Genomic DNA, 23018 nt, shown 5'->3' with positions numbered 1-23018 from the left:
AATGATGAAAAAAACGGACAGCGAATGGAAAAATACACTATCTGATGATGTGTATCGGATCACCCGAGAAAAGGGAACCGAGCCACCTGGCAGCGGCCAATACTATCTCAATGAGGCTTCGGGCACTTATCACTGTGCCTGTTGCCAGGCTCCTTTATTTAGCTCTAACAATAAGTACCACTCGGGCAGCGGCTGGCCGAGTTTTTTTCAACCCATCAATGACAATTGCATTCTGGAACACAGAGATACTAGCCATGGTATGGTGCGAGTAGAAATCACTTGCCGTCAGTGTGATGGTCATCTGGGGCATGTATTCCCTGATGGCCCACAGCCAACAGGGTTACGTTACTGCGTTAACTCGCTCTCGTTGGATTTTAAAGAAGAATAAAGACAGAAATTAACTTTCTTGATACTGCCGCAGCATTCCGGTGAGCTGTTCGGCTTCTTGTTTCTTTTTGCGGCCAAACAATATCCCTCCAACCAAAACACCCGCAGACACGACCAGCGAAACAACTAACGCGAACCAGCGTTCTTCTTGGGACAATATCGCCATTTCGTAAACCGAAAGGTAAGCCACCCAGCCGATAAGTGCCATCATGAAGATAGCAATATAAATAACGGTAAACCGCGCGATATGAACACCAGCATTCGCTCGTTTTAGAGCAAACTCCAACATGTGTCGAGTGCTGCTTCCATCCTGCTGCCAAAGTCCTTGACGTAAACGCAAATCAAAATAGGCTCCAATGACCGCCCATATACTCAAAAACACAAAGAACACTTTAAAGCTGGTAGTGTGTTCACCAGAAAACAAATAAGCCATGGCAGGAATTAATGCCAACAGGGCAATAAAGTCCATTACAATAATAAGCTTCATGCGCCAGGTTTCCCAACGCATGGTTCTTTTTAAAGCTGGCAAATCAGGAGTATGATGCTGCCATTCGTTAACCGCATCATCCCAATTAAAGTCATCACTCATAAGTCATCAAACCGCTTTGTATACCTGTGCCAATCACGATCGCTCCACCGCATCTTTCAGCGCTTTTTTTGCCCTATTCAATCTCACTCCAACATTATTGACAGTGATCCCCAGCACTTCGGCAATTTCGTCATAACTCAGCCCTTCTAGTGCTAAACCTAATAGCTGACGTTGAACAACGGGCAGGCGATGCATCGCCTTGGTCAAACGCGACATTTTACGTGCTGACTCCAAATCCAGCACCGGGCATTCATCACCAGCAATAGCCATATCATCCGTACTGGTTGAGACACCTTCGCGGACGTGTTTAGCCACATGACTGATAGAACGGTTATGGGCAATGCTCAGAATATAGGTCTTGATTGAGCTTTGATGGTTAAATCGAGGTAAGGAACGCCACACCGCAACTGCAATATCTTGTTGCAGCTCCTCCTGCAAAGCCGGGATCGCTTCGTAAGACTGTACAACCCGAGCTATGGCAGGAAAATACTGCTGCCATACATCGTTAAACAGGCGATCTTGCTGTGACATGTAAAATGGACATCCCCAATTAATGTATCAGGATCGTGAAATCCCAATGAATGTGGATGGCATTCTACAACCATTCTCAACTGAGCCCAAGCGCAAATCTATTCTTGATAATCCAGTCAATGAGAAAAAAATTTTCTTACAAAGAAAATAGCGAACATCTCAACATCAGAGTAATAGTAATCAAACCGAGAACTCATCGGGGACGGTAACCACCACTTTACCAATGGATTGACCGGAGCGTAGCCACTGAAGGGCAGCAGGCATTTGCTCAAAATCATACTCAGCGCTCACCAAAGGAGCTGGCAACGACATTTGCTCCAATTGCTCAAACATCTGCTGAAATAACTCAATATGTTGCCATAGCCAGATCAAATTAAAACCGCATACCGATTTGTTGTCACTGATCATTGATAAGGCATCGTATCTTGGTCGAGTCAGATACAACCATAAGGTTTTGAGCCATCGGGGCTTGTTTTTACCCGGTGTGTACTGGGCAGCACCAAAAGTAACTAATCGTCCCGTGGGTGCCAGAGCATCAAAGGAGTGGCGCTGAATTACACCACCAATGCCGTCTAGCACCAAATGCAGTGGTCGGCCATCTAAGACCCGATCAAGTTCGCGACGAAAGTGCTGCTGATCACGCAATAATCCGTCGCTGTATCCCTGTTCCTTTAGCCAATCGAGCTTTTGCTGATTGCCAACACAGACAATAGGATTGGCTTTCGCTCGACTGATCATATTAAGCGCCTGTAAACCGACACCCCCAGCGGCACTATGCACCAGCACCTGTTGGCCTGGTTTTAGATTTCCTAACTCATACAGCGCATACCAGGCTGTCAGTGCCTGAACGAGAAAGGCAGCCCCTTGAGACCAACTCCATCCCTCAGGCAGCAATGAACATTGGTTTTCGGCCACATCCACAAGTTCGCTAAAGGCACCAAAGCGAGTTAATCCCATGACCCTGTCACCAGGTTTCAGGTGAGACACTTCGGCTCCACATTCAATGACTTCTCCAGCAAACTCCAGCCCTGGGGTAAAAGCGCCTGAAGGTGTTGCAGAATACAAACCCGTAATGGCAAAAACATCGGCAAAGTTTAGCCCTATGGCTTTTACCCGAATGCGGACCTGTGTGGGTTCTAATGATGACGGAATAGAACGGGTGGTTAAGGTTAACTTTTGGAAGCTGCCTGCTTTAGGTAGAGTCCAGCAGCGGTAGGTTGTTCCCATGAAATATCCTGAGTCTCAGCATGAGTCATTGGGGCAAAGTATAAAACGAGCCCCACACTGACTCAATGACTCTAATAGCGCATACAAAGCGCTTGGCGTGATTTATTGTTCGGATGAACTCGAAGGCTCCTGCTCTGAAGGCTCCTGCTCTGAAGGCTCCTGCTCTAAAGACTCTTGCTCTTCTTCACTTGCGTTTTCTTCTTCGTCTTCTGGCCATGCAGGCGTATCTTCGCGCCAAGGCTGATGATTTTGATAACTTTGCAAGCGTTCAATATAACCCGCTTTTTCTTTTTCGTTGGTTTGAGGCGGCAAGTAATCAACCGCTTTTTGTTGCGCTTCAACCGCTTGCTCAAATTGCTCTGCCTCAGCATAGGCAGCAGCTAAGGTATCCAGAAAAATATACTGCTCTGGTGCTTTTTCTACCAGAGGCGTCATGATCTTAATAGCCAGGCTGCCATTTCTTAATGACTTATTATGACTGGTGGAATAAATCCAGGCAGCATTATTTGTAGCCATTGAGTGTCCAAACGAAGAAGCTCGCTTAAACCAATTCAATGCTGATGAAGGATCGGCTTTTCCATTAAAGCCACCAAGATAGATAACACCTATCAAAAATTGCGCTTCAGGACTTTTTTTCGCAGCTTTGTTGAGCCACTCCATTGCGTTAGAAACACTGCGCTCCACTCCTCTACCATAAAGATAGGCTCTGCCAGTTTCCAGTTGTGCTCCTGCATGGTTGCTATTAGCAGCCTTCAATAACCATTGAAAAGCCACTTTTTCGTCGCGCTGTTCTTTGGGTCCGCGGCTCAATAAATTGGCTAACAATAACTGGCTGTTCACATGGCCTTTTTCTGCCGCAATCAGGCATTCTTTTTTAGCAACCTGATAACTCTTTGCCTTAAAGTGCTGTGCACAATAGCCGATGGACTCGTGAGGCTCTTCTGACCCACAGCCACTAAGCAGTACAACAAAAAGTAAGGCTATTAGCGTCACAACTCTGACTTCAAATTTCACAATGTTAATCTCTAATTTTTATTACGTTGGTTTAAATACGACTTTTCAAAAACCATCAATGGTTCTACGTGCTTATTATAAAGCAAATGGCTTTATCTTATCAGGGAATAAATTGTCAATATTCTTTACAAGACAGAAAACAACGGCCAACTAATCCAATGATAAAAAGCGTTAAACAACGCAAATTATGTATGTCAAAAAATTTAACACTTACCCTAAGCACATTAAAGTTACTGAACTATCTCTTACAAAAACCATGTCTTTTTATAGTTCATGTCTATAAGAGAAGAGACTTTTTGTGTCGATAGTCCAAAAGATTTTTAAGGCTCTTTCCCAAAACAGAATTTATGAGACCTACTTATCATTGCCTCCGAAATACTATGCTATACTAACGGGGTATTTGAGGGAATAAACAGGAGCAAGTATGGAACAACAATTAACTCAGAAAGATAGAGATTATATCTGGCAGATAGTTCACCATGCAGCACAGAGCGTGGGCGGCTACGATCACTTATTTTCTTCTCCACTTAACTTTTCTGAAGACAACAACCGAATTCATTTTGACTGGCCAGTTTGGATGCGAGCCATTAAAGCGTATATCACCAGTCAATATGGCGAAGACAGTGTTGACTCTCGTTTGATTGAGATTTTGGCCGAAGTGTATGACCCCGGCAAATATCGAAATTATCTAGAAAACGCGCCCCTTACAACACCGCTGCCGGGCAATCAGCATCCAACCCAACTTAATATTAAAGTTGGCTAATAAAATCCCACCTAGCGTGGGATTTTTTATGCCTGCCCATATAAATGTTCAGCACGACGAAACATCGCCCAGGAAGCCAAAATATACTTGTTGCCCGATAGAGGAAAGTTACCACGATGTGTGTGAGTAAAACCAGCGGGTGCAATCAACATACGCCCTTTTTTAGCCTGAACTTTTTCTTTTTGATATAAGAACTCAGTCTCTCCACCTTCGGCCACATCATTAAGATAAAAAATATAAAATAAAACTCTATGCAGCGGCTCGCACATATTATCCTGCGGATAAATCTCAGAATGCCAGTAAGGATATCCACCAACCCGTTGTTCATAACGCTGAATGTTAATCACACCACTGCGCAAAATAAACTGAGCAAGCGCATCGATGTGAGGCACTCCCAACTCAGCAAAATTATCTAAGGTTAAAGTAACTGGTTGGCCAGTTTGAGGATGAATGACCGTTGGCGAGATTGCACCGACAAAAGCGCCGGGTATTTCGAGCAAATAATTTTTAATATGCTGAAACGCATGACCTAAAACCTGCTGATGCAAAGGTGAAAGATCAGCATGAGCATCCAAAGTTAGATCACGACTGTTCTTTTTACTTTTATCGACACCGGCTCCGGTTTTGCCATCAATGACCCCAGGATGTTTGTCGAATGTTTGTATGAGTTCATCACACAGCGCGTCGGGTAGCGCATTATCAATGACTCGAACAAATTGCATATATCCCCCTAAAATCCAAATCTTTATTATTGCTTTAATATAAAGTGGCGAACTATTTTGTTCAACGGATAGAGCGTTAAAGCTCTATCCGATACATAACCGACACCCATGCAGCGTGAAAGGCGACAGGTGCATCCCCAAAGCATTTCGCGTTGCACCTAGGCGGCAAGCAAGCGAATCCCCTGAACTTAGATCACTAAGTGACTGGGGTGAGTGCGCGCAGCCAACACCCGTGCAGCGTGAAAGGCGACGGGGATTACTTTACGTGCTCCTCAAACAACATATAAATCCGCGTATACTCATCCAGCCAACTGCTTGGCTCTCTAAACCCATGAGGCTCAACAGGATAAATAGCCGTTTCGAAGTAGCGGGTTTTCTCAAGCTCGATCAAACGCTGAACCAGGCGCACGCTATCTTTAAAAAAGACATTATCATCAACCATCCCATGAGCAATAAGCAGAGGCTTCTTTAACCCCTGTGCAAACTCAATAGGAGAGCTGCGATTATAAGCTTCGGGGTCTACCTGCGGCGTGTTCAAAATATTGGAGGTATAAGCGTGGTTGTAAGAAGCCCAATCAGTTACGGGGCGCAAGGATGCTCCAGCGGCAAAAGCGTCAGGCGCTTTAAACAATGACATAAACGTCATAAATCCACCGTAAGAACCGCCGTAGATGCCTACTTTTTGAGTATCAACATTAAGCTGCTCGACCATCCAACGCTTACCATCCAAAAGGTCTTCCAATTCTGGAGTGCCCATTTGTTGATAAATCGCCGTTCGCCAATCTCGCCCATAACCTTTTGATGCTCGGTAATCCATATCCAGTACAACATAACCCTGCTGAGTTAAAAAGGTATGGAACATAAATTCACGAAAGTAACCCGACCAACCCTGATGAGAGTTTTGCAAATAGCCTGCGCCGTGAATAAAAATAACGGCAGGATATTTATCTGCACGTTTTGGATCAAAGTTTTTGGGTTTATAGAGTCGCGAATAGATTGGCTGATCCGCATGATTAGAAGGCACCGCGACAATCTCTGGCTTCACCCAGGGTTTAACCTGAAATGCACTAGAAACGGTATTCGTTAAACGCTTAGCTTTAGCAGTTGTTGTCGCCGCTTGCCAGTATAACTCTGGCGGCTCTGTCGTCGTAGAATGCGTAATCAACAACTGCTTTTCGTCAGGTGATAAGCGATATTGATTAACGCCACCGAGTTGGGTTAAGCGCTCGTTTTTTCTTGTCTTTAAATTGACTCGGTATATTTCGTATATTCCTGGATGCTCTTCATTAGCCTGATAATAAATATACTGGTCATCATCGGTTAAGGTCAGAGAGCTAACTTCGAACTTGCCTTTTGTTAGTGCTCTAGCTTTTTTATTCCAGGGCTTTAAATAAAGGTGGCTGTATCCTGACTGTTCAGACAAATAATAAAAACTTTTATTATCATTAAGCCATCCCATCTCATTAAAGGTCCAGTCGTTAACCCAGGCTTCATTATGCAAGTGGTGCAGCGACTTAAACTCAAACTTGTCAAAGTCTACACGCGCCATCCAACGATCTTTATTATCATAAGAAAATAAATTAACGGCTAAATTAGAGCCATCTGGACTCCATTGAACGCCATCACCAAACCAGTTATGAATGTAGACAGCACGAGGCTTTTTTGTAGGCTTAAAAGTATCGCCCCTGCTCTTTGCTGCTTTCTTCTTTAACGAAGCTAAAGGATCTTTACTAATACTCGGTAGCTTTTTAATGCTCAGAGGATGCTGGCTGCCATCGGCTAAATCCAGAACGTAAAAAGACTGCTTATTGGGTTGAGCGGTGCCAACCAAAGCGCGTACTTTGTCATTATCAACATAACCATGTTCGGTAATAAAGCGCGGCATATTATCGGCTTTGCCTTTGTCACGCTTTTTGGATGATACAGCGACAAAAACCCAGCGCCCATTGGGAGATAACTCAAGGCTTTCGATGTTAACGCCCTTGCCCAAATAAAACTCAGGCACTTTGCCTGTTATGGTCGCTTTTTGTTTTTCGACACGGCGTTTTTTGGCATGGACTTTTTCATCTTGTTGCGTTCTAACATAGTCAAATAATCGACGCTGTTGTGCACCTAAAAAGTCTTTCGGCTCTTTCCAGTCTTCTGGTTTACTTTTGGTGTAGATACCAGCAAGTTGGCGTTGCAAACCACTGGTGACATCCACACTATATAGCTGATGGTTCACTTGAAAACTTAGCTGACCATTGCTTAAAAAGCGCGGCGAATGCTCTCGACTTGTCGTCGAAGTGATGGCCTTGATTTTTCCGCTCGAAAGCTCTTTAAGATAGATGTCACCATCATAACTGTATGCTTTGTAACGTTTGTCAGCACTGATAACGCCACCACGAGCATCTACTTTATCTAACTGCCCATCAGATACAGCAGAAGCTTGATGCTCAGTAAGATTTTGGCGCATCAATTGTCGAGTATTATGCCCACGTTCTTTTTGATTAAAAAATATTGTCTGGCTGTCATCAGACCAATAAGGTTGCTCAGGAAATCGTCCCATCCAATCAGGATCACTCATGATCACTTCGAGCGAGACCTTGGTTGAAGGATCAGCAACAACGGTTTTAGCTTCAACCAGTTCGAGATGAAAACAAGGTATAGACAGAACCGCCGCAGCCATTATGGATATCTTTTTCATAGTGCTTCCCAACAGCAATAAGTGTAAAAAATAGGCCTTGCAGCATATCACTCTACGCCTCTTAAGCCTATTCTTTTGAGATAGCAAATACCCACTGATGGCTGGATGTTTTTTCAGCAAAACAATACTGAAGTTTCATCCTTGAGATAAAGGGGGAGGGACAAACTAGAATATGCGATTTATAAGGTTCCGGCTCTAATTACATACCAACACTAAGTGTCCTCAGAGCTACTCAAGTCATCTTCCATGGATGAAAGGTCTTTGTACACGACTCGATTACGTCCTGCTTCCTTAGCTTCATAAACCGCTTTATCAGCACAGGCAAAGAGATCTGAAAAACCAATGTTCGCACCGTTTGACGAAGTGGTCACTCCAAAACTTATCGTAATTGCCAAGCCCGATGGATTCAGTTTTTCAACCTCTTTGCGTAGCATTTCGGCTTTTTCTTGAGCACCTTTTTCGTTGCAGTGTGGCAACAGTAAGATAAATTCTTCGCCGCCCAGACGAATAGCCATGTCCTCTCGTCGGCAATTATCTTTAAGCACTAAGGCGACCGCTTTGAGTACGGCGTCTCCAGTTTCATGGCCGTGGTTATCATTGATCGATTTAAAATGATCTATATCGGCCACTATCAAACTCAGATCCTGCTGATGACGTTGCGCTTCCCGAATGCGTTTAGGCGCAACTTCAGCTAGAAAGTGTCGATTGTATAAGGTGGTTAGCTGGTCGGTCATTGCCAAGTTTTGTAGCTTTTCTTGCTGCATTTCGACCTTGTCAAACAGACGCTTCTGAGTAATAAGATTCGTTAAACGAGCCACCAGTTCTTCATCAACCACTGGTTTAGCCACATAATCATTGGCTCCAATTTGCAATAACTCAATGCGACGAGAAATATTCTCCTGTCCTGACAACATCAAAATAGGTACCCGAGCGATTTTTCCCTTTAACTGACGAATATGCCTCACCACATCAACCCCGGACATCTGTCCCTCTAAAATCACATCAGCCACCACAGCATCATAATCTTGTTGCTCAACCAGCTTGCAGGCCTCCTCTCCACTGGCGCAATGTACGACTTCAGCTCCCATACGCTCGATAATGGCTCGAACAACAATGGCAATGGCTAAGTTATCCTCGATATAAAGCACATTCCATCTATGGCCATGACGTTCACGGTAGTCACGGATGAACTCTCTGATGTAATTTTCAATTTCAATAGGAGACGAACGAAATAAAACTTCAGAAACCCCGGCAGAAACCGCATCGATGAGTTTTTCGCGGCTCTCTTCAGATGTCAGCATCACCACCTTTATATCACTGAGATTTTGCTCACGTACGTAAGACGCAAGTTCGGCCCCGGAACCATCAGGCAATTTGAAAGCAGTGCATATAAAACAATACTCTCCGCTATCAATAGCGGCTTTCGCTTCGGCAGCACTTTCAACGACTTTCGCAGCCATCTCGCTGTTATCAAAAATACTCGTCAAGATGGCTTGGTGAAGTCTTGAGGGTTCGACAATTAGTCCCTTCATTTGAACTTCTTTATGATCTCTTTACGTTAATTATAGTGTATTCGTCAAGACTATTCTCAAAACGCTTCACGTAGGCAGGTTTGACTGCTTATTTGTCCCGTGTACAATGGTAATAGCTTGAATTTAAATGCTTTTCTTCATAAAGGATACTGTAAATGGCAACGACTTTGGACCCACAGATACCCGTAAACAAGCCTGATGCTTCATCCCCCCCTACTATGGTGCTGCGCAAGGCAACCAATCAGGAAGCCGTCTCCTGGCTGGTTAAAGGTGTCCAGGGCTGGTTGTCAGGAGTAACCACCTGGACAGCTATCTCTTTGTTAAATATTGTTATCACCGTCTTACTGATGGTCTTTTCGTTTATCATTCCTTTTCTTCAACAAATAGCGTTACCTTTTATCAGCGCAGGTCTACTCAAAGCCAGTCATGAGCAAACTCTAGATAATCTTAAAGTTGACCACTTATTTGCTGGCATCTCAGAACAACCAAAAGACTTATTCATTGTGGGAGCCGTTTATGCTGGAGGCATGATGATCATTATGTTGCTCAGTACCATTTTGGTACTGGCGCTAGCCTTTGCTACCGGCTTAAGTCTGGAACAAATTCAATCGGACATCACACAGCTCATCCTCTATGCTGCACTTTTTATGTTGCTTATTATTGGTTTGACTTTGCCACTGGTTATGGCTTTGTGGTTTGCCCCGGCGCTCATTATGTTTCATCAAATCAAAGCGATTGAGGCCATGACCTTGAGCTTTAAAGCCTGCTTAAAAAACATTGTTCCCTATCTTGTATACAGTCTGGTCGCGCTAATAGCACTACTGGCTTTGGGTTTATTACCTGTGGTGGGTTATTGGTTGATGCCCACAGCCGGCTTTGTAGCGCTAAGCATAATCTATACTCTATTACTCATGTTGATACTCATACCGATTTTTTATATTTCTATCTATGAGTCTTACAGAGATATCTTTGTCACCTCTGAAACCGTCTGAGCCTGATGAATAGACATTTGGATCAGTGGTTGCTCTTTGGCTGAGCCTACAGGTTGCAGCTAAAATAATATCGATCGCGGTACAAAGAGTAGAACTTGCTTGATGCCAAATAAACCATAAGCAACATAGAGTGATGCTATTTTAACCGCAACTCATAATACCCTGTGATTGAGCCATCTACGGATTAAGTGTAGAGTTAAATAAGAACCAGCTAAAACAAACTGTCAGCAGATAGAATAATGAAACCCATAACGCTTTTACTACTCCTGTTATCCTTATCTATTCTAGCGAATGCCAAAGAACAAACTGTACTGGCTGACAATACACTGTATATTGATAGTTTTCCTGTTGACCTTTCCCACCGATGGCAGTTGTGTAATCACCAACAACCTAATCCGAACCCATTTCGCTCTGAATGTGAACTGATCAATGACACTCATACATTAAAAGACAGCGAATCAAACATTGCTGTTTTACGAGTTCGTTTTATTCTGGATGAATCCCTGCTTACCCGTATTTTTGGTCTTTATATCAATGAGCTTCACAGTGCTGATGAGCTCTATCTAAATGGACACTTTGTTGCAAGAAGCGGTCATTTTCCCCCCTCTTTCGAAAACGCCTCTTATTATAAGCGTTATTATCTGCTCCCAAGCGAGTGGCTTTATGTTAACAAGCCCAACGAGCTTGAATTGCGCATCTATGATAAAGATGTTTTACATAGCCTGAATACCATTTCGGCAGAACTCCACAATGCCAAAGAGCTCGGCATTAAGTTGTTGCTATCTGAGGTGATGTACATGGTGATTGCCGCCATGTTAATGGTGATTGCCACCTTCAAGGCTTACTACTTTATCCGAATTCCTTCCAGCCGCGAAACCTTGAGCCTGGCTTTATTCTGCATCTGTACCTCCTTGGCCATCGTATTGCAAAGCCAGCTTTTTTTGATGAGCGGTTTTGATCTCAATGGCATCTTTCGTATTCGCATCGTACTGTATGCATTTGCTCAAATATCCTTATTGCACTTTTTATTGATCATTTTTGATATCACTATCACCACAACGAAGCGATTTACCTTAACCATCTATTCAATCATTGGAGTATCAGCATTAATCTGGCCTCAAGTAGAGCATCTCAACACATTTTTTGTGATATCACAGGTATTGGCAATTGTTTTTCCTGCGGGAGTGCTCAGTCTGGTATTTGTAATGCAGCGAGCACGACTTTCCTCAACTCAGGAATGGCTCTCTTACATGCTCATCGTTTACTTACTGGCAACGACAGCAGAACTCGCACGAGAGCTCTTACAAAGTACCGGTTGGTTTAGCTGGCAACATGGTGCTCTCTTTATCTTGGCCGCACTGATGTTTGCTCTGGTAGCCGGTTTATCTACTACGCATCGTTATTGGCAGTTCTTTAAAGGCTCTACCTATGATCACTTGACTGGCACTTTACTAAAACCATCTTTTATTCGTCGTCTGTCTGAAGAAATGCAACGCTGCCAACGAGGAGACTTCTATCTGCTGGTTGCCGTATTAGATTTGGATCAGTTTAAAATGATCAATCAAAACTATGGGCACAATATTGGAGATCGCTCAGTTGTGGTGGTATCTGCCATTTTAACTCGCGTACTGCGTCAGTTTGATCTCATTTGCCGCTTGAGTGATGACGAGTTCTGTATTGCGGCCACACTCCCTTCTAATCAGGATGCAGACAACTTCCTCAAACGTTTGCATGAAGAGATTAACTCAGCGACTCTAACGTTAGACAGTAATCATGTACTAGGGCTGCAGACAACAACGGGCGCTGTGATGTTTGATGCCGAACGGCATAAGAATCCAGATATACTAATTTATGATGCAGAACATGCGGTGACAGAAGCAAAAATGAAAAAGCGCGGCAGCATTCAATGGTTTGACATCGAAAACCCGCCGCTACAAATTACTTTTTAAGAAGCCGTTTTACATAAAGGACTGGCTTCGGGATCATCTTCAATGGCAGGGATTTCTGCGGGATCCGTCACTCGTAATATCAGCGGATTAGAGACATCAGAAATAAAACGAAAACCTAGCAACGCTGAGGCTGTCTGTACTTCGATGCTGTCATGACGGCCATCGATATCTCGCACCACCTTCATGTCAGGAAAAATATTCTTCAGCTCTTTTTTTACATTATTCAACATAGCTGCGTCGCGAGGGCGGATGTGAGGCGACATAATATTAAATTGCTTTTCTAACCGAACAACGCGCAACTTGCCTCGACTGCCTTTGTCAGCTGTTACACGAAAAGTAACAAACAAACGGCTACTGGACTCACGTTCTACCTCACCGGTTAATGTAAGAGAGGAGCAAATAGCTCTTACTTTAGATAACTCTCTGAGTACTGTTGAGTCGAACTGCTGCTTGCGTATTACATAGGGCAGAATCGTTTTAAGCACAGAGTCATCAGCTACCAAGACTTCATAGAAGTCAGCATAAACATCCTTAGCGGTACGACCCGCTAACTCTGTTTCAACAAACTTCTCATCGTAATAAGTTAACTTGATGGGCTTCCATTTAGAGCCAAGCGCTTCAACATCATCACCAATGCACACATCTTCAACACACAGCTGTTCTGCGGCCAGCTGCGTGCTAAATAAAATTAAAAACAAGATAAACCCTAACGGTTTATGCATCATCATACGCTTACTCCTCACTACTGCTTTTACTTCAGCTTGTCGAGCGACTGTATCGCTTCAGACAAACTGTCTTCAATTTGGACCATCCCTGCGAGTTGAGATTCAATCTTTTTTGATACAGACGCTACTTGCTGTTCAATTTTTGCCTGAACCTTTTGTTTCACCTGCTTGGATTTCTCTTTAAGTTCACCTTTCACCTGATTGTAAAGCAAGTCATCCAGATTGCTGGATAGCTTAACGTCTTGATGCGTCAGATCCCCAGTCAGAGTCACTTTCATCTCTATCTGGTCTGCCTGCTGTAATAATTTAGATAAGCTATTGATAAGCTTAGCACTATTTTCAGATTGTGTGGCGACCTTGTAATTCGATAGTGATATATCCATTTCGACAGCAAACTGGTTGTAGTTACTATGAGCCGACAAGTTAACCTGAGCATCAATGTCTGTCAGAGCAACGCCTTCGGCACCTCCAACTAGCCACTGCTGTATCGGCCAGTCCGTCATGTTAAATGACAACTGCAAAGGCTTTTTATGGCTGTCTGGATGCATAATGCTGCTTTGTAGATTTGCCTTACCTTCGCTTTCATGCAGATCAATCGACAGTGCAACATCGGTCTTTTGGCCAGGTAACAAGGCATTTGTCAGATTCTTAGCTTCTCCATTGAGTCGCCCTGCCAATGCCTGCCAACGAAAATCACCGCCCAAAGCCGCTTGCTGGACCCAAAAATCCGGCTCTTTGCTCATGCCGGGTAACAAAACGTCTATACCTTCTCGCGGACCTGACGGTTTGGTTTGTTCTTGTTCAGTGGCGGGAGGATTCACTTTCGACATTACCGATACCAGTAACTCTAACCAATGGGCCATTTCTTTACCCAATAGGCTCGAGGCAACATGACGCATGCCCTCTGGAGACATACTGGCAATCGAAAGCGCTAAATCGGCATCTTTGCCAACCTGCTTTTGCAGCGCAGACCATTCACCACGGGTTTGCTTAATATCGTTTTTTAGCTTTTTGTTCAGTGAGCTAATGGCCTCTTTTTCGCCCTTAACTTCTCTAACTAACTTTTTAAGATCTTTGAGTACCGATAGCTTTTCTAGCCCTTTAGCTTTTTTCTCCCGTTGCCGAATATCTTTGTAGCGTTGTTCATATTCGGCAATCTTGGCTTCATCAGGCAGTTGTTTAATAGCTGTTTGCCACTCGGTTTTTTTGCTATCCAGCCCTTCAGAAAACGCTTCAAATTTTTTCGGTGACTGGATATCAAGCTGCGTGAGAATCGCGTCAACATCGACTTCTTTTGCTTCATTGGCCACGGCCTCTGGCCACTGCCACGAGCCAGGAGAGGTGATCGAGCGTTCTATTTTTTTGGCCGCCGAATCCCGTTTACCGTCCAATATCAAATCTTGAATATTCAGCTGTTCAACATGCAGTTTGCCTTGCAACAACGGCAACCAGGCAACATCAAATTCAAGCGTATTCACCTGTAGGCGATTACGCATTAAATCATCTGGATTTGCGACCTCTAAATCTTCCAGCGCCAGGCCACCCTTTAACAAACTCAGACTGGTTGACGCTAACGAAACTGAAGCCCCGTTAACCTCACCACCTTTTTCTTCGACTTCACCTTTAAACCAACTATTGATACTCAGTTGCGCAAGTAACCCTAAAATCACAAGAGTTACAACGAGTAAGATGACTCCCGATAATCGAATCGCTTTCATAACGGCTCCCTAGCGTAATCCCTGATAGATTTGAAAAAAGTGACTGGATTTAATGACTTTAACTAAATGCAGTTTTTCAAAGGATTCCATAAACTTTTCACGGTACTTTTCGACCAACCAACGACTCGCAAAAAATAAGGGAACAAACATCACAGCTCCCAGCAATAAACTGCTCAAAGCCAGAGTGTTGTTAAGCGCCAAACTGTCCAAAACAGGCAACGCCATCAGCGAAGCAATCGTTTCACCCAAAGAAGGGCTTTGTAGCAAGGCCAGTCCAAATTGGTTAAATAGAGGATCAAGAGCGTAAGCCAATACAGAGAAAAGCCCCGTCATCACTAAAAAAGTACTTAAGTTCACACGGAACAGAAGCACCACAAGAAGCAGTATCCACTTTAAACCACTAAACAGGGGTAATATAGAAAACCAGAAGGCCAAAGCAACAGCCCAGGATATCTGCGCAGGATTATCTTCAGAATTTAAAGCTGACAATAGTTTTGCCAATAGGGTCAACATGTTATCGCTCCTACAGACCATGTAAGAAAATGATTGTTTGAAGTTAAGTGGATCATAGCACCCTGTCTACCTAATGGGTCTAGTAATATCTGAAGCCTCAATGGATTGGCGCGAGATGATATCACTTTTTAAGATATTAGCCATCTTCTATCGACATCCTCAACCACTGAGGTTTATTCAGTGACGAAGGCCAGAGACGCCAAGCCAACCCCCCTCTTTATAAAGAGCGACCATAACGACTGACTAACCCCATCAATTTGCTTCGCTATCTAAAATCATAGACAGTAAATAGCCTTATAGTTTCATCAACATAGGCAGACTGTCTGTAGGCTTTATGTATCAGACTATTTACTTTTTGCAATACCAGCTATCGAAAGGGCGAAACCCACTCAAAACAAAGAACGAAGGACGAAGGACAATAAGCAGAATACGGCATTGAGACAAGAGCGAATTATTTCCATTTTCAATATTGCAGAGCAACAAACTAAAGTACAAAAAATGAGAGCTACCCCACAAGATCAAAGCAACATTTATAACGATGTATATCTCTCAAGCCTTCTACCCAATAAGTGGCATAAATTTATTTCTTCGTCATATACCTATATAGTTTGAGATAACCTTGTAATAAATCCTCGTTTATGTGCTCTATTAAGTTGATAAATATAACAATAGCTTTATCCTAAACTAGACAACAAAAATAAGAGTGTCCCATGACGATCACTGCTCAAAAGGAAGTGCTCACCCTGCAATTCACGGCCTCGCGTGAATACAGTCTCTCGCTCTGTGAAAATTTATTGGTTGAAGATTTTGGACTTCAGGCAATGCCAGAAACGAGTCCAGTAAAATGGCATCTTGCGCATACAAGCTGGTTTTATGAGACTTTTCTACTAAAACCTTATCTCGAAAATTATCACTGTTTTCACCCGCAGTTTGAGCACTTGTTTAACTCCTACTACAACGGTGTAGGTCAGCCTTTTTTACGACCTAAACGAGGTTTGCTTTCGCGCCCATCCGTTGATGAAATTTATCGATATCGAGCGCACATCGATGAACAAATGCTTAAGCTACTCAGTCAGCCAAATGATCGGCTGTCTTCGTTGGTTCAGCTCGGTATTCAACATGAGAAACAACACCAGGAGCTTATCCTCACGGATCTCAAATACTGTTTCTTCCAAAATCCTTTGTACCCACAATACGAACCGACTCCGTTACCCCAATCAATGGCGATGGCGCCCACTTGGTCGAATCAGTCTGCAACCTTAACCACCATAGGTCATAACGAAGAATCCTTCTGTTTTGATAACGAAACTCCTCAACATAAGACCTATCTAACAGATCACGCTCTGGCCGATCGCCCGGTAACCAATGGTGAGTATCTGGAATTTATAAACAACAACGGATATCAAAACTCCTTGTTATGGCTGTCTGATGGCTGGGCCTGGTTGCAGCAACAGCAAATCACACATCCTTTATATTGGGTACAACAGGACGACGAGTGGTTTGAATACACACTGCACGGCCTACGACCTCTCGATATGCACGCCCCGGTCAGTCATATCAATCTTTATGAAGCCGATGCGTACGCCCGTTGGGCAGAATGTCGCTTGCCAACAGAGTTTGAATGGGAACATCGCTTTGCCAGCGAATTTAAACAATCCAACACTGAGCGTTGTTTTCATCCTTTAATAAACACGACTGGAACACCACAGAATCACTATGGTCAGGTCTGGGAATGGACTCAGTCCAGCTACCAGCCTTACCCCGGCTTTAAAGTCGCAAGCGGGGCTGTGGGCGAATACAACGGCAAGTTTATGTGCAATCAAATGGTACTTAAGGGCGGCAGCTGCCTGAGTCCCAATCAACATATTCGAGCCTCCTATCGTAACTTCTTCTATCCTTCTGATCGGTGGCAAATGACCGGCATTCGTTTAGCTAAGGAGCTATAAATGAATCAAGCAGTAAAGAAAAACAATATTTATTTTCACCAACACAGTCCTGCATCCGCCGATATGATGAAAGAAATTCATCAAGGTCTGTCAAAAAAGCAGAAATCTATTTCTCCTAAGTACTTTTATAACGAAAAAGGCTCTCAGCTGTTTGATTCGATCACTCAGCTTCCAGAGTATTACCCAACGCGAACCGAAGTCGGTCTATTAAAAGCTCATGCCAGTGAGTTTGCCGAGTTGATGGGAAAAGACAGTATCTTGCTGGAACTCGGTAGTGGCAGCAGCATCAAAATTCGGCTCTTACTGGAAGCCTTAAAGCCTAAAATCTATGTCCCTATGGATATTTCGGAAGAGCACCTCATTCGTTCAGCCGAAAGATTAGCAAAAGACTACCCCTGGTTGGAGATCCATGCCACCTGCGTTGATTACTCCAAACCTTGGCAAGTGCCCGATTTTGGTCCCGGCCGATACAATGCTTTTTTTCCTGGCTCAAGCATCGGTAATTTTGAGCCTGCAGACGCACAAAAATTGCTGACTCAAATAGCCAAACTGGTTGGTAAGCAAGGTGGATTGTTGATTGGTGTGGATCTAAAGAAAGACTCCAACACACTGGAATCAGCTTACAATGATAAGCAAGGTGTCACGGCGGAGTTTAACCTCAATTTGCTGCATCATTTAAACGAACAACGGGATGTGGATTTTGACACCTCACAGTTCGAGCACAAAGCCCTCTACAATCTGGACAAAGGCCGCATCGAAATGCATTTGGTGAGCAAAGAAAATCAAGAGGTGCAGATAGAAGACAAAACCTATCACTTTGATGTCGGCGAAACCATTCACACGGAGAACTCTTATAAGTACTCTCCCGATGAGTTTCATGCACTTGCGCACAAGGCTGGCTTCTCACCCGAAAAGGTTTGGATCGATGAGAAGAACCTCTTCAGCATCCATTACCTCAAAGTATTTGAATAATAAAGAGAAAAGCTCGATGTTGCTCTTGGCTCTGCGGCCAATGAGCAACACATTAAATCGCTTACTCAGATATTAAAATCTCTATTTAAACACTGCTTCCATTTTACGACCCGAGCGAAAAATGATGCTTCCTTAGAACAGGGACTCCAATGCCTCTTCTGAAGCGACCAGCTCGGTAATCCAGTCTCTAAACGCTTTTACCTTGGGCCGCTCTGCCGACTCTTCTGGGCACACCAGATCGTATTTGTAATCACTTGGTAATACGATATCAAAGGGTCTGATCAAACGGTTAGCCTGAATATCTGGCTTCGACAACACATTATGGCCTAAAGCTACCCCTTGGCCGTGTATTGCCGCCTGAATCACCATGCTTGAATGAGAAAACACAGGGCCGTGGCGCAAATCAGCTCCTTTAACCCCTGCCAGCTTTAACCAGGCACGCCACTCATCAGTAGAAGCATCGTGCAACAATGTATGCTGTTTAAGGTCTTGAGGCTCGTTGAGAGGCAAATCTCCGTCCAGCAAGGATGGGGAACACACAGGCGTTAAAAACTCATGAAGTAACGTTTCGCTATAAAGGCCAGGACCGTAGTCGCCTTTTTCGTAATAAATGGCAATGTCAACATCTTCCTGTAAAAAATCGACAGTACGATCGACAGCTTTCAGTCGAACATCAATATCCGGATAAAGCTGACTAAAGCGAGATAAGCGTGGAACCAACCACACAATAGCAAAAGTTGGGACCACACTCACTGTTAAAGGTCCCGAAGCACCCAAGGCTTTTAACTGCTCTGTCGCCAAGGCTAACTTCTCGAAAATATCGCGGATTTTTGGCCAGTATTCCTGACCTTCGTCAGTAAGTAGTAACTTACGGTTTTTCCTTATGAATAATGGGACCCCCAAAAACTCTTCGAGGGATTTAATTTGATGGCTAACTGCGGCCTGCGTCACAAATAATTCTTCCGCAGCTCGAGTAAATGATAAGTGGCGCGCAGAAGCTTCAAAAGCCCTTAAGCTATTCAGTGGTGGTAGTCGTCTTGGCATTGTCTTTTACATTAGTTTTTCTAATCTGAAACATTATAAATGATCGTTTGAATAAATGCACCACGATCACTAATATACGCCCCGAAGCCGAGAGACACAGGGATAAACATTCTGTTTGACGCGTGTCCGCTGTTTAGGTTTCACACTTTTGACCTTAGCTAAATTGGCGGGTCAACGAAAAAGTAAAGGTTTTCGTTTAAGTAACTAGCGCAATCTCTATCAATTCGACGGAATGAGGACGTCAATATGAAACAGTCTGCAAGTGTTTTATTCGCATTGGCGATAATGTCTGGCGTGACATTAAATACGCAAGCAACCGAGTTAGATAACAAGTTAGCGTTTGAATCTAACATCGAAATGGGCTTTTCAATCCAAAAAGCTCAAGCGTTACAAGGTGTATCTGAGTTTTTAAAGCAAGCTCGTGAAGAGTTTCAAGCTCAGATGCTCAAATCGGTAACCTTTGTCAAAGCTGACAAAACGTTATCAAGTCAGGCTAGCCTGGCAAACGGCGCGGAGCGCCAACTGGCAGATTAACTGCCAACCCTGGTTTTTTGAAGGGGATCGAGAGATTCCCCTTCGCTGAGTGAGTAGCTCAAACTTATCTGTCCCAACAGTGATTTGTTAGCGAGGCCAGAGCACCTCCTACCCCTTATAGGTCCTATCTGTCTCTGCTGTTGCTAATAAGGCTTGCCCCCGCAAGCCTTTTTTTTTGCCTTGAAAAAATCCTCTAACCTCTCTTTTGACACAACCTGTGTGCAATGGTTAAATCGGCGCAATTAACTTTGATTGCAACTATCGAATAAATCTATGAGCCAACAAACCACCCACAGCATTATTATGTGCCGACCTGACGATTTCGGTTATAACGACGAAACAGGTACCGACAACGAATTTCAACACCGTCCAGAAACCTCGGCAGAACTGATTAAACAAACCGCTCTAACAGAATTTGAAGCGGCAGTAGCCAAACTTCAAAAGGCAGGGGTAGAAATACTCGAGTTAAAACAACAAAGCGAACATGCTCTACCGGATGCGGTTTTTCCCAATAACTGGTTCACGACCACAGTGGATGGCAAGCTCATCACCTATCCAATGAAAACCCTGAATCGTCAACGAGAGATAGCACCCAATTTATTAAGTGAGTTAGTCACTCAAGCAGGCTACCAACAACCGGAACATATTGATTTTGCCACTCCTCACACACCTCTTGCTCTTGAAGGAACGGGGGTTTTGGTATTCGATCATCCCAATCGTATTGTTTATGCAGCTTTGTCTGAGCGTTGTGATGGCAACGTTTTAGCTGAATATTGCCAGCAATATGATTGGCGCAGTGTTTCTTTTCAATCCACAAGCTCTCATCAAATTCCTATCTACCATACCAATGTCATGATGAGCGTTGGTAGCCAGTTTGTTGTGATCTGCCTGGAAAGTATAGCTGCTGATCAACGAGAAACAGTCACTAGAGCTATTGCTGAAAGTGGCAAAATACTGATCGACATTAGCTTCAAGCAAATGGAAGAGGGCTTTTGCGGCAATATTCTGGAAGTTAAAAATCATCAGGGCGAAGCTGTTATCGCCATGTCGCAAACGGCCTGGAATCACTTTACCCCTTCTCAACAACAGCAATTGCAATCTTATGGAACAGTCGTGGCCTGCCCTATTCCTACCATTGAATTTATTGGTGGAGGTAGCTTACGCTGCATGATGGCAGAAAACTTCTTACCCAAAGCGAGCTCCAGGTAACCTGAACCAAGGTAAAATTAAGCACTTGCTCATCCAGCTGCTACACTGATAAACATATTAATAATTAGAAGAATCAAGTCGGTAGGTTCTACTTTTAACATCGACTATCAAGATCTGGATGAGCCGCTCGATGCATATATGCCTTAAGCTTTTGATGTTCGTAGCCAGAACACCAGCCTTCCTTCGCGCATAAGGTCTGAAATGGAAATACCAGGCTACCAAATAGGCGATCTTATTGACCAGGGCGGTATGGCGTCTGTGTATCGGGCTGAGCAACTGTCGCTAAAACGTGAAGTAGCGGTTAAGTTCCTGTCTGAAAATCTGCTACATCATCCCTTAGCGCGAGAATTGTTTGCCAATGAACCATTAATTGTTGCTCAACTCAATCATCCCAAAATCATCCATATCATAGACAAAGGCATCACTGCCGACGGCAAACCTTACTTTATTATGGAGTATGTAAAAGGCACCACACTTCATGATCTGGTTCAGGACAAGCCGCTGTCTACCAGCGAGAAAATCCAATATATTATCCAAATTTGCAAAGGGCTTGCCTATGCCCATCGCAATGGCATTGTTCACCGTGATATCAAGCCCGCGAATATCATCATCGATGAAGAAAACAATGCGCGTATTCTGGACTTTGGGATAGCGAGTTTTTGTCAAGACAATCTCGGTATCGACGAATCCAAACAAGTTCTTGGCACCGCCGGCTACATGGCACCAGAAGTTAAAACGAATTCTGCCGCAGCCTCTATTTTGAGTGATATTTATTCGCTGGGGATCTTAATGTATGAGGTGTTTAGTGAAGATTTTTCTCAAGAGTTTGATGTAGCCACTTTGCACCAGCATCCTAAACTGAATAAAACCATCGGCAAAATTGTTTCCAGCTGCGTCCAGACACAGAGTGATCTCCGACCTTCGTCGGCCAGCGTCATCGAGCAGATTTTTTTGCAGTTGCTAAAAGGTGCTCATCTGGCCATCAGTCAAAAAGCCGAAGCAGAACGAGATTTATCTTCTCTGAGCAAAAACTTTCTGCTACTGGATGTGATAAAAGAAACTTCCTACAGCAGTGTCTATTTATACGAGAAACAAAAAAACCATCACTTGATCGTTATCAAAAAACGTAATCAGGATAACTCCGGACTCAAAGAAGCAAAACTACTCAGTAACCTAAAGCATCCCAATATCATTCATATTCACGGTACAGCCAGCAACCAAAGATCTTTTATCATTGTTATGGAGCACATGGATGGAGGCTCTTTATCAGATCGCCTGCTTACGCCTTTCGCGCCAGAAAACTTCTTTCCTATTGCCAGAAAAATCTGCCTGGCGCTTCAGTTTGCGCATCAAAATCGAATAATACATGGCAATTTACGCCCCAGTAATCTGCTTTTCGATCAAACTGGCGAAGTCAAAGTCACAGACTTTGGCCAATCAGAGCACTATCAAGACACCATAGAAGCAGAAAACTGGTATCGACCGCAAAAAACAGAAGCCCCGTCACCTGCACTGGATGTCTTTTCGCTAGGAGCCATTTTTTATCACATGCTGTGCGGGGAGCATCTCACCTGGAAGAACACTCACGTATCCTGGAAAGAATCTTACAGTGAGCTACCTCAGGTCTTACAACAACTACTATTAAAAATGTTGGCACTCGACCCCGCCTATCGATATCAACAAATGGCAGAAGTCATTAGTGAACTTGATAAACTGTCAGCTTCACCAAAAAGTCAGCTGAAACCTAAGGCAAAATCGCTCACAAAGCGAGTGCCCACGGCCAAACGTTCATTAGGGTATTGGTTAAAACAAGGATTTTTTATTTTGCTGGTGGCCGTTGTTGTTACCTATTTGCAGATCCACTGGTTTTTTCCAGAGCTCAAACAACTGCTACTACAAACGCTCAGTGAATGGTTGCAATTGTTGGCCACAGAACTCAACGAGGCATCAACTTAAGATTAAGCT

At 43.7% G+C, this 23018-nt stretch carries 20 protein-coding genes; 9 read left to right on the top strand and 11 right to left on the bottom strand.

What is annotated here, in order from left to right; genetic code table 11:
- Window position 1: 1 nt before the first annotated feature.
- Window positions 2-388 carry a peptide-methionine (R)-S-oxide reductase MsrB gene (gene msrB, locus NH399_RS21180; protein WP_253043201.1) on the top strand — a complete coding sequence of 129 codons (387 nt, stop codon included), beginning with the start codon at window positions 2-4 and terminating at the stop codon, window positions 386-388.
- A 9-nt stretch (window positions 389-397) separates the two neighbouring features.
- On the opposite strand, the gene NH399_RS21175 is transcribed toward msrB, so the two are convergent.
- The 4 genes from NH399_RS21175 to NH399_RS21160 form a co-directional block, all read right to left on the bottom strand.
- Window positions 398-976, bottom strand: a complete 579-nt coding sequence (locus NH399_RS21175; RefSeq protein ID WP_253043200.1) for a hypothetical protein — start codon at window positions 974-976, stop codon at window positions 398-400.
- A 33-nt stretch (window positions 977-1009) separates the two neighbouring features.
- Window positions 1010-1507 (bottom strand): RNA polymerase sigma factor, encoded by a 498-nt coding sequence (locus NH399_RS21170; RefSeq protein WP_253043199.1) that lies wholly within the window; start codon window positions 1505-1507, stop codon window positions 1010-1012.
- Window positions 1508-1687: 180 nt separating this feature from the next.
- A complete protein-coding gene (locus NH399_RS21165) occupies window positions 1688-2734 on the bottom strand; it encodes a medium chain dehydrogenase/reductase family protein (protein WP_253043198.1) in 1047 nt (348 codons plus the stop codon).
- A gap of 102 nt (window positions 2735-2836) precedes the next feature.
- Window positions 2837-3748, bottom strand: a complete 912-nt coding sequence (locus NH399_RS21160) for a sel1 repeat family protein (RefSeq protein WP_253043197.1) — start codon at window positions 3746-3748, stop codon at window positions 2837-2839.
- Between the two features lie 424 nt (window positions 3749-4172).
- Here NH399_RS21160 and NH399_RS21155 point away from each other — a divergent pair, with 424 nt between their 5' ends.
- Window positions 4173-4511 carry a hypothetical protein gene (locus tag NH399_RS21155; protein ID WP_253043196.1) on the top strand — a complete coding sequence of 113 codons (339 nt, stop codon included), beginning with the start codon at window positions 4173-4175 and terminating at the stop codon, window positions 4509-4511.
- Window positions 4512-4537: 26 nt separating this feature from the next.
- Here NH399_RS21155 and NH399_RS21150 read toward each other — a convergent pair whose 3' ends face one another.
- The 3 genes from NH399_RS21150 to NH399_RS21140 form a co-directional block, all read right to left on the bottom strand.
- The gene (locus NH399_RS21150; protein ID WP_253043195.1) at window positions 4538-5233 is read right to left on the bottom strand and encodes a 2OG-Fe(II) oxygenase; all 696 of its coding nucleotides are present in this window, start codon (window positions 5231-5233) and stop codon (window positions 4538-4540) included.
- A gap of 256 nt (window positions 5234-5489) precedes the next feature.
- Window positions 5490-7919, bottom strand: coding sequence for a S9 family peptidase (locus NH399_RS21145; protein WP_253043194.1), 2430 nt, complete (start codon window positions 7917-7919; stop codon window positions 5490-5492).
- A gap of 212 nt (window positions 7920-8131) precedes the next feature.
- A complete protein-coding gene (locus tag NH399_RS21140) occupies window positions 8132-9451 on the bottom strand; it encodes a diguanylate cyclase (protein ID WP_253043193.1) in 1320 nt (439 codons plus the stop codon).
- 155 nt (window positions 9452-9606) lie between these two features.
- Here NH399_RS21140 and NH399_RS21135 point away from each other — a divergent pair, with 155 nt between their 5' ends.
- Both NH399_RS21135 and NH399_RS21130 read left to right on the top strand, forming a co-directional pair.
- On the top strand, window positions 9607-10443 hold the full coding sequence (locus tag NH399_RS21135) for a BPSS1780 family membrane protein (RefSeq protein WP_253043192.1): 837 nt from the start codon (window positions 9607-9609) through the stop codon (window positions 10441-10443).
- A gap of 239 nt (window positions 10444-10682) precedes the next feature.
- Window positions 10683-12392, top strand: coding sequence for a GGDEF domain-containing protein (locus NH399_RS21130; protein WP_253043191.1), 1710 nt, complete (start codon window positions 10683-10685; stop codon window positions 12390-12392).
- Here the strand turns inward: NH399_RS21130 and NH399_RS21125 are convergent.
- Genes NH399_RS21125 through NH399_RS21115 form a run of 3 tightly spaced genes read right to left on the bottom strand, consistent with a single transcriptional unit; the run spans window position 12389 to window position 15348 of the window.
- Window positions 12389-13120 carry a hypothetical protein gene (locus NH399_RS21125; protein ID WP_253043190.1) on the bottom strand — a complete coding sequence of 244 codons (732 nt, stop codon included), beginning with the start codon at window positions 13118-13120 and terminating at the stop codon, window positions 12389-12391. The two genes, NH399_RS21130 and NH399_RS21125, sit on opposite strands and share 4 nt — an antisense overlap.
- Before the next feature lie 23 nt (window positions 13121-13143).
- The gene (locus tag NH399_RS21120; RefSeq protein ID WP_253043189.1) at window positions 13144-14835 is read right to left on the bottom strand and encodes a TIGR03545 family protein; all 1692 of its coding nucleotides are present in this window, start codon (window positions 14833-14835) and stop codon (window positions 13144-13146) included.
- A gap of 9 nt (window positions 14836-14844) precedes the next feature.
- The gene (locus NH399_RS21115) at window positions 14845-15348 is read right to left on the bottom strand and encodes a TIGR03546 family protein (protein WP_253043188.1); all 504 of its coding nucleotides are present in this window, start codon (window positions 15346-15348) and stop codon (window positions 14845-14847) included.
- Between the two features lie 710 nt (window positions 15349-16058).
- On the opposite strand from NH399_RS21115, the gene egtB reads away from it, so the two are divergent.
- Both egtB and egtD read left to right on the top strand, forming a co-directional pair.
- Window positions 16059-17294, top strand: a complete 1236-nt coding sequence (gene egtB, locus NH399_RS21110) for an ergothioneine biosynthesis protein EgtB (protein WP_253043187.1) — start codon at window positions 16059-16061, stop codon at window positions 17292-17294.
- Window positions 17295-18266 (top strand): L-histidine N(alpha)-methyltransferase, encoded by a 972-nt coding sequence (gene egtD / locus NH399_RS21105; RefSeq protein WP_253043186.1) that lies wholly within the window; start codon window positions 17295-17297, stop codon window positions 18264-18266.
- Between the two features lie 132 nt (window positions 18267-18398).
- On the opposite strand, the gene NH399_RS21100 is transcribed toward egtD, so the two are convergent.
- Window positions 18399-19310: a transcriptional regulator GcvA gene (locus NH399_RS21100; protein WP_253043185.1), complete on the bottom strand. Its 912-nt coding sequence runs from the start codon at window positions 19308-19310 to the stop codon at window positions 18399-18401.
- 246 nt (window positions 19311-19556) lie between these two features.
- Between NH399_RS21100 and NH399_RS21095 the strand changes: the two genes are divergently transcribed.
- From NH399_RS21095 to NH399_RS21085, 3 genes are all read left to right on the top strand, one after another.
- Window positions 19557-19844, top strand: coding sequence for a hypothetical protein (locus NH399_RS21095; protein WP_253043184.1), 288 nt, complete (start codon window positions 19557-19559; stop codon window positions 19842-19844).
- 273 nt (window positions 19845-20117) lie between these two features.
- Complete coding sequence (locus NH399_RS21090) at window positions 20118-21053, top strand: arginine deiminase-related protein (RefSeq protein ID WP_253043183.1); 936 nt, start codon at window positions 20118-20120, stop codon at window positions 21051-21053.
- Window positions 21054-21254: 201 nt separating this feature from the next.
- On the top strand, window positions 21255-23009 hold the full coding sequence (locus NH399_RS21085; RefSeq protein ID WP_253043182.1) for a protein kinase: 1755 nt from the start codon (window positions 21255-21257) through the stop codon (window positions 23007-23009).
- The last annotated feature ends 9 nt before the right edge of the window (window positions 23010-23018 follow it).

Source organism: Pleionea sp. CnH1-48 (genome assembly GCF_024124665.1).
Taxonomy (GTDB): Bacteria; Pseudomonadota; Gammaproteobacteria; order Enterobacterales; family Kangiellaceae; genus JAMXSB01.
The sequence above is the reverse complement of the archived record's forward strand: the minus strand, read 5'-3'. Positions and strand labels throughout refer to the sequence as shown.

Excerpts from the sequence above, each read along its gene's own strand:
- msrB (WP_253043201.1), top strand. The coding sequence starts at position 2 with ATGATGAAAAAAACGGACAGCGAATGGAAAAATACACTATCTGATGAT.
- NH399_RS21175 (WP_253043200.1), bottom strand. The coding sequence starts at position 976 with ATGAGTGATGACTTTAATTGGGATGATGCGGTTAACGAATGGCAGCAT.
- NH399_RS21170 (WP_253043199.1), bottom strand. The coding sequence starts at position 1,507 with ATGTCACAGCAAGATCGCCTGTTTAACGATGTATGGCAGCAGTATTTT.
- NH399_RS21165 (WP_253043198.1), bottom strand. The coding sequence starts at position 2,734 with ATGGGAACAACCTACCGCTGCTGGACTCTACCTAAAGCAGGCAGCTTC.
- NH399_RS21155 (WP_253043196.1), top strand. The coding sequence starts at position 4,173 with ATGGAACAACAATTAACTCAGAAAGATAGAGATTATATCTGGCAGATA.
- NH399_RS21150 (WP_253043195.1), bottom strand. The coding sequence starts at position 5,233 with ATGCAATTTGTTCGAGTCATTGATAATGCGCTACCCGACGCGCTGTGT.
- NH399_RS21145 (WP_253043194.1), bottom strand. The coding sequence starts at position 7,919 with ATGAAAAAGATATCCATAATGGCTGCGGCGGTTCTGTCTATACCTTGT.
- NH399_RS21140 (WP_253043193.1), bottom strand. The coding sequence starts at position 9,451 with ATGAAGGGACTAATTGTCGAACCCTCAAGACTTCACCAAGCCATCTTG.
- NH399_RS21135 (WP_253043192.1), top strand. The coding sequence starts at position 9,607 with ATGGCAACGACTTTGGACCCACAGATACCCGTAAACAAGCCTGATGCT.
- NH399_RS21130 (WP_253043191.1), top strand. The coding sequence starts at position 10,683 with ATGAAACCCATAACGCTTTTACTACTCCTGTTATCCTTATCTATTCTA.
- NH399_RS21125 (WP_253043190.1), bottom strand. The coding sequence starts at position 13,120 with ATGATGATGCATAAACCGTTAGGGTTTATCTTGTTTTTAATTTTATTT.
- NH399_RS21120 (WP_253043189.1), bottom strand. The coding sequence starts at position 14,835 with ATGAAAGCGATTCGATTATCGGGAGTCATCTTACTCGTTGTAACTCTT.
- NH399_RS21115 (WP_253043188.1), bottom strand. The coding sequence starts at position 15,348 with ATGTTGACCCTATTGGCAAAACTATTGTCAGCTTTAAATTCTGAAGAT.
- egtB (WP_253043187.1), top strand. The coding sequence starts at position 16,059 with ATGACGATCACTGCTCAAAAGGAAGTGCTCACCCTGCAATTCACGGCC.
- egtD (WP_253043186.1), top strand. The coding sequence starts at position 17,295 with ATGAATCAAGCAGTAAAGAAAAACAATATTTATTTTCACCAACACAGT.
- NH399_RS21100 (WP_253043185.1), bottom strand. The coding sequence starts at position 19,310 with ATGCCAAGACGACTACCACCACTGAATAGCTTAAGGGCTTTTGAAGCT.
- NH399_RS21095 (WP_253043184.1), top strand. The coding sequence starts at position 19,557 with ATGAAACAGTCTGCAAGTGTTTTATTCGCATTGGCGATAATGTCTGGC.
- NH399_RS21090 (WP_253043183.1), top strand. The coding sequence starts at position 20,118 with ATGAGCCAACAAACCACCCACAGCATTATTATGTGCCGACCTGACGAT.
- NH399_RS21085 (WP_253043182.1), top strand. The coding sequence starts at position 21,255 with ATGGAAATACCAGGCTACCAAATAGGCGATCTTATTGACCAGGGCGGT.